The 6427-nt window shown below is 61.5% G+C and carries 5 protein-coding genes; 2 read left to right on the forward strand and 3 right to left on the reverse strand.

Features of this window, described 5'->3' with window-relative positions; all coding sequences use genetic code 11:
* The first annotated feature begins 147 nt into the window (after positions 1–147).
* Both MJ785_RS19095 and MJ785_RS19100 read left to right on the forward strand, forming a co-directional pair.
* Positions 148–1299, forward strand: a complete 1152-nt coding sequence (locus tag MJ785_RS19095) for a radical SAM/SPASM domain-containing protein (RefSeq protein ID WP_239382114.1) — start codon at positions 148–150, stop codon at positions 1297–1299.
* A 576-nt stretch (positions 1300–1875) separates the two neighbouring features.
* A complete protein-coding gene (locus tag MJ785_RS19100; protein WP_239312809.1) occupies positions 1876–2823 on the forward strand; it encodes a 50S ribosomal protein L11 methyltransferase in 948 nt (315 codons plus the stop codon).
* 17 nt (positions 2824–2840) lie between these two features.
* Here the strand turns inward: MJ785_RS19100 and MJ785_RS19105 are convergent, their stop codons facing one another.
* The 3 genes from MJ785_RS19105 to MJ785_RS19115 form a co-directional block, all read right to left on the reverse strand.
* Positions 2841–3449, reverse strand: coding sequence for a pentapeptide repeat-containing protein (locus MJ785_RS19105; protein WP_239312801.1), 609 nt, complete (start codon positions 3447–3449; stop codon positions 2841–2843).
* A gap of 200 nt (positions 3450–3649) precedes the next feature.
* The gene (locus tag MJ785_RS19110) at positions 3650–4465 is read right to left on the reverse strand and encodes a tetratricopeptide repeat protein (RefSeq protein WP_239312799.1); all 816 of its coding nucleotides are present in this window, start codon (positions 4463–4465) and stop codon (positions 3650–3652) included.
* 206 nt (positions 4466–4671) lie between these two features.
* Positions 4672–5991, reverse strand: coding sequence for a hypothetical protein (locus MJ785_RS19115; RefSeq protein ID WP_239382116.1), 1320 nt, complete (start codon positions 5989–5991; stop codon positions 4672–4674).
* Positions 5992–6427: the final 436 nt, after the last annotated feature.

Here is a 6427-nt window from a genome sequence, read left to right on the forward strand (position 1 = left end):
CACTCGACGCGGTCTCCGCGAGGCGCTGATTCAACTCAGCCACAGGCCGGTACCCACCGGGACAAAAATCCCCCAATGGGTACCGGTTCGGGGTGTCTCGACGCGCGTTATATCTGATCATTTCTATCCTCGTTCCGAGGAGGCCGAGTGGAGTCACGACCAGAACCGCCATTCGCTGGGCCCGCACATGCCGATCTTGACCTGACGAACGCGTGCAATTTACAGTGCTCACACTGCGATGTCTCGTCGGGCATTCCGCTGACGGAGGAACTTGACCGCACCGGGATATTCAGCATTATTGGCCAGCTTTACAATCTGGGAGTTCTTAGTCTCACCGTGGCGGGCGGGGAGCCGTTCCTTCGGCCTGATGCCGTTGACATCCTGGAACGGGCATGTAGCTATCCTGGGTGGCGTGTGAGCGTGATCACGAATGGTACGTTGCTTTCTGGGCGGCTTGTTTGGGATCTGCTCCACCGCTGCCCGGGTTTGAGTGTAACAGTGAGCCTTGATGGTTCGATGCCAGCTTCGTTCGATATTATCCGTCATAGCGGAAGGCGCACGACGGCCGCACAGAGGTCCTTGTTCTCGCTTGTGACGAGTGGAATAGCGCGCGGCGCGGAAGCGGGCTTGGAGATGCACGCAGCCTTTGCCCTCACCTGTGTTAATCAGGCCGATCTGATGCCAACCTATAATCTTGCGATCGACCTCGGTGTTCGTGACATACTTGCGATCAAGTTCTTTCCCGGCGGCCGCGGATTAGAGCACGTTGCCGAAATGGAGTTCCCCTATCCCGAATGGGCCGAGATGATGGTAGCGTTGACAAAAGCAAAGATGGGCGGCGATCTCCCCTATCTTGCTCTTTCCGTTCCAGCGCCGTGGGAGTTCTATCTCCCACTCATAGACGCTGGGGTCGACATCGCCGAGGCCGAGGCAGCATGGGGCTACCAAGCGCCTCTTCGGGAGCCGGTGTATCTCGCTACTGGTTCGCTTGGGGACCCCAGCGGAATTATTGATCTTAATGTAGTGGCAAATGGGGATGTCTTCCCGGTCACGCTCATGAGCCGCGATCGTTCGGCGCTCTGCGGAAATATAATGGACCGGCCTCTTGCCGACATCTGGCGATACTCAGAACCGCTCGGGCGCCTCCGCGAGTTGACCCTGAAAGATCTCTGCGAAGACTGCCGCGCCTGCGGGATAGTCACAATATGTGGAGGAGGTTCGCGGGCACGCGCTCTCACCCGAACAGGCCGTATCGATGGGCCAGACACTGCCTGCCCGCGAATAGGCCGCGCCGAATGAGTAGTCTTTGGGAGGATATCGATGCTGACATTCGCCGACGGAGGTCTCGCCGTCCGAGTACTAGTCCACCAGACAGGCGAATGCGAGATTCGTTTTGACGGTAGAATTCTTGTGGGAAACTTGGACCTGACCGCGCTCGTATCGTATTTAGACCACGATCCGGACGGAAGCCGAAGCGACAGTTTCGCCACTTTTTTGGGCCTCTCAGGGAAGGATTTCGTCAGCAGGGCGAAATCTGTCCTCCTGAGTATGCGCGATGTCGGGATACCGATTTCTGTATGGGGAAGATGGGCTCAACATATCTGCTCAGAGTAATACTCCGCACAGGCATGCCGTAGCTATCCTCTCTAGACTGGTCTTTCGCACATGGGATTTCGATGCTCCGGCCGACGTTATTTTCGATCATGATGACGGACTCTCGTCGATAATCCGCACCCACCGTGACCGGTCGCACCGAGTTTTGCCAGAAAGTGCCCTCCAGGCACCAACAAGGCGAACAGCGGACAAATAAAAAATCACACCATCCGCCCACCGAATACACGTGCGGAAGACGAGCCTAGAAAAGGCGTGACAACGATGGGAATTGCCACCGACTACAGCCAGCTCCGCCCACATCGCTCAATGCTACGGGACACCTCACGCACGTTCGCATTCGCGCGGGCTCTACACCACGCCGTCACCTCAGAGTCGATCGTTCTCGATATGGGCACGGGTACGGGGATTTTGGCCATGATCGCTGCGCGCCTCGGAGCGGCGAAGGTGATCGCTGTGGAACGCACGAGGATGGCCGACATCGCCCGGCGGCTCGTACTTGATAATCGCCTTGACACGACCATCGACGTCATCTTCGCGGACGCTGCGGAGATTGAGCTGGATGGGAAGGTCGACGTTCTCGTCAGTGAGTGGCTCGGCGGCATTGCCATCGATGAAAATCTTCTGAGCCCCCTCCTCGCGGTCCGCGATAAGTGGCTCAAACCCGGCGGTACGCTGATTCCAGCCGCGATCACATCATGGCTTGCGCCGACATTCGATCCGTATCTCGCGGACGAGTTCGACTTCTTCACATCGCGAACCTACGGTATCAACCTTGATCTTATCCGCGACATGTCGGCAAACGAGCTGTACTACGGCCGTCATCATTTAGGTTCCGACACTGTACTGAGTCCCGCCCAAGAGATGTGGAGTCTTGATCTCGCGACGTTGCGGGCGCCAGACACCGACCGTGGATATGCGGCATCGTGTGACTTCGTCTTCGAGGCCGATGCGGTGGCAAATGGCCTCATGATGTGGTTCTCAGCAGTCCTCACCCCCAACGTTTCGCTGTCCTGTGCGCCCGACAGCGAAACGTGCTGGGGGCGCACTGTAGCGCCGTTTACGACCGCTATTGCCTTACGCGCGGGTGATACACTCTCTGTCGATATGGAGGTCGAGCCAGCCGGGCCGGGGTGGGTCTACACGCGGTGGTCCTACGCGGTCAACGGAGTTTCCCGGGGCGCGGGTGACAACCACAAGGCGCTGATTTGACCTCGCTTGGAACCTCCCTATACCTCCTCGGCGACCTCTATTCCGAGGGCGCTGGCGAGCGAGAAGGCTAGACCACCGAGGTCTCCGGTGGATACGACTGCTCCCCTCATGCTCGTAACGCCGTGAACCCCGACGAGGCTACAATTCGCCAGTCGTGCCCCGTCCATCTGCGCTCCTGACAGTTGGGCGCCGGCGAGGTCGCAGTGTTCAAAGATAGCTCCCCGAAGGTCCGCGTCCTGAAAATCGGCCTGCTTCAGGTTGCAATTGCGGAACAGCGTGCTCGACATCCGGCAGGATCTGAAGTTCGCCAGATCGAGGCGGCAGTCCTCTATCAGGACATCGCGTAGTCTTCCCTGTGTCCATGCCGCGCCCGTCATCCTGTTCGTCCGAATCTCCGCCGAGATGAGGGACGACTTCACGGCTCGGATGTTCGACAGGTTCGATTTCTCGATTCTCACATGGGTCATCAAAACTGAGGTGAAGCGACATCCGCCCATATCCACGGATGCAAAACTGCTCTTTTCGAGCTCAATCGACCGGAAGGAGGCTCCACCGAAGTCGCTGCCGTTGAACAGCGTGGCGACGTATATTCCGTCATCCTGCAACTCGGTGCCCGTGTTGAGCACGGCAGGGATCTGCGGTGGGCTTGGCGTTCTCGCCTTGGCCGAACGATACGGCGCGTGGACCATGGGGGCATTGTAGGCGGTGCGGCGGTCGACGAGGCAGGGAGGTACCTGGTCTGCCGGGGCCGCCCGTAGTCCGCCTACTGCGCTGCCCCGCGCGATGCTAGCGCGTTGTCCAGCTCTCGTACGGCTGACGAGGAGGTCTAGGAATCGAGCAACCGGCGGACCTCGGTTACACGTTGCACGATCCGGCCTGATCCTGTGTCCAACGCGATCGTGACAGCCTCGCTGAGGCAGGCGCATGCCGCATCGACGTTTCCCTGTTTTGTGTAGGCGTGAGCCAGTTCCGTGAGCGTCGACGCCCGCTCACGGACAAGTGTCGCTGGCAGCATCCGCAGGGACGTACGGAAGGATCGGGCGGCCTCAGCCGGCCGTCCGAAAAGGAGCTGGCAGCGTCCATACCACTTGTCCAGTTGGGAATAGCTGTAGAAGTCAAGCCATTCGTAGCCGGAGTCATCTGGTTGTGCGAGATGGCGTTCCGCCGCGCTCAGGGCCTGGCCGCAGGCCGCGTGCTCGCCCAGGGTTGCGTAACACCAGCCGGCCGCGGCCGCGAGCCAGGACGCCAGTCGCGGCGCCCGGACGCCAGCGGCCAGCCGCCGGGCGGCTTCCAGGTGGTCCAGCGCTTCTCGGGCCCGTCCCATCGAGGTCAAGGCACGTCCGAGATTGCCCATCGCCCAAGCCGCTCTGGCGGGGTCGTCGGCCTCCTGGGCGAGGGTCATTGCCCGTCGGTAGTGCAGTTCCGCCTCATCCGGGATGCCGGCATCGTAGGCCAGCCAGCCGGCAAGTTCGGCTGTCTCGCTCGCAAGCTGAATCAGCTCTCGGCGGTCCTCTTGCGCCACCTGCTCCCCGAGGTCGATGACGGCCTGAAGGTGGCGCCGGACGGCCGGGGCGACGTGAGCAGGGCCGATCTGTCCGTCGAGGCGCCTCAACGAGGAAGCGACTTGCCGGATATCGTCCACGGGCCGTCCAGGTCCGGCACGCTGACCGGAGGGGGTCAACGAGCCGGAAGCCACTACTGCCGCGGCAGGCAAGCCAGTCCGACGGCCAAGGTGGAGGACCGTGAGCGGCAGATCTCGTCTACGTGTCTGGTCCGTCACCGGCGACCCCTCCTGCGACGACACAACGCAGACGATACGGTGCCGACCAGCGGTCGGGAAGGCTCTCGCTACACCGCCGCAGCCCGCAAACGCTCATCGAGGCTATGTACTTCTCGATCCTCGCGGTATGCCGGAGAAATCGATCCGCGTATCGAACGGACCCTTTGTACTATCCGAGCCGATTTTGTCCACGACGCTATCTCGACGGCGTCACCGAGGAACGAGCATCCGGCGTCCAGCTCGTTGGCAGCGATGTGCGCTTCACCGAGATGACAGAGGAATTGGGATCGCTCGCGGACGAGATGCGGCGGGTGGAGAGCCAGGGCGCGCTCCAGTTCCCGCAGCGCATGCCGATGTTGTCCCAAGGCGAGGTATGCGCGGCCTCCGGCCGACACGACGTGTGCCATGTGGAAGAATGACATCCAGGAAGTGCAGGTGTCGCGTTCGGATGCTTCGAGTAACCGTTCGGCCATGCCATAGGAACGCCACGCCTCGTGGCCGTCACCTAGCCGTGCGTTTGTATGGCAGGCGATCGCGGCAAGCCAGGAACTGGTCACAGTAGAGCTGGTCCGACTAGCGACATCATGGGCTGCTTGGAGCACGTCGAGCGCTTGCCGGTCATTCTGTAGATGGTTCAGAACGAGAGCCTCGCTGCCCAGCACCCAGGCCAGAAAGCCGGGATCGTCCCCTTCGCCGGCAAGAGTCGCCGCTGCACGGTAATGAGCAAAGGATGCGTCATACTCGCCGACGTCGAAGGAAAGCCATGCGATGAGACCGGTGATGTCGGCTGCTTCCAATGCCAGCATATTGCGCCGCTGGCTCCGGCCCGCCTCGCGCAGCAGCGCGATCGTGAGTTGCTGGTGAGCCAACGCCTGATCAAGAATGCAGCCAGGGCCTAATGCCCCATCCAAACTTCTCAGTCGTGTCGTTATCTCGTGGAGGTCATTGCGTACCTGATCAGGTCGTGCGGATACCGAACCCGCCTGCGACGTCTGCGGACCCGAAGCCGAAACTGCCGCAGCGGCAGCCACCGATGCCGCCCCGGCCAGGCTGACGAATGTCCGGCGCCCCAGAACGCTCGACGAGGAAGCCCGCTCCTGCGGAGACCACCGAGCCGACTCCTCGTCAGGCTCTAAAAGACCAAGAGCCTCCGCCGACATCTCAAACAGGACGCACAACAGCACCCGGTAGTAAGGCGACACGGCGCGAGACCCCAACTCCCACTTCGCGACCATGACCTTGTCGGGGCTGACGTTCCGATGGTCCCGCTGCCACGCCAGGTCTTGGAGACGCTGGGCAAGGCCAGGGCGCGACCAGCCGCGGCCCTCCCGCTGCATCCGCAGCCGCGTATTTGGACGCCGGATCGGTCCGGCCTCATCACCTGCCATGTTCCTGCACCGCCCTCGCCAGCGGGGGATTTCAACGCCCGTAGCGTAACCGATTCGTGCGAGATGTTCCCATAAGACATCCGAAGAGTCCCGGTAGAACCTCCACCGCGCAGGTCGGGAATTGCTTGCATCGCCGTATGTTCGTTGATCTGGTTGCTGCTGGTATGAGTTCCACGTGTTGGTGTGGTATCCCCGCTGCCCACCATGGAGGAAATCGCACTCCCGGAAGCCGCCACCCGCTCGCGCGGCCGGACAACCGCCGAGCAGGTCCTCGACACCGAAGCCACCGGTCAACCCGGGCCTCACCGCCCGCGATGAGTACGCCGAGGACCTGCTGGCGGCGGTCGCCGGGCTGATCTTCGCGCCGGTCGGCCGCGACGGCCCCGACCCTCGTCGCCCCGTACGAAGTAAGATCCAATCTAAGTAAGGGAGCGCA

This window comes from Protofrankia sp. CiT1, from assembly GCF_917627335.1.
In the GTDB taxonomy this organism is placed as follows: Bacteria; Actinomycetota; Actinomycetes; order Frankiales; family Frankiaceae; genus Protofrankia.

What these genes read in the sequence shown, in the direction of transcription:
- MJ785_RS19100 (WP_239312809.1), top strand. Translation starts at nt 1,876, where the DNA reads ATGGGAATTGCCACCGACTACAGCCAGCTCCGCCCACATCGCTCAATG.
- MJ785_RS19115 (WP_239382116.1), bottom strand. Translation starts at nt 5,991, where the DNA reads ATGGCAGGTGATGAGGCCGGACCGATCCGGCGTCCAAATACGCGGCTG.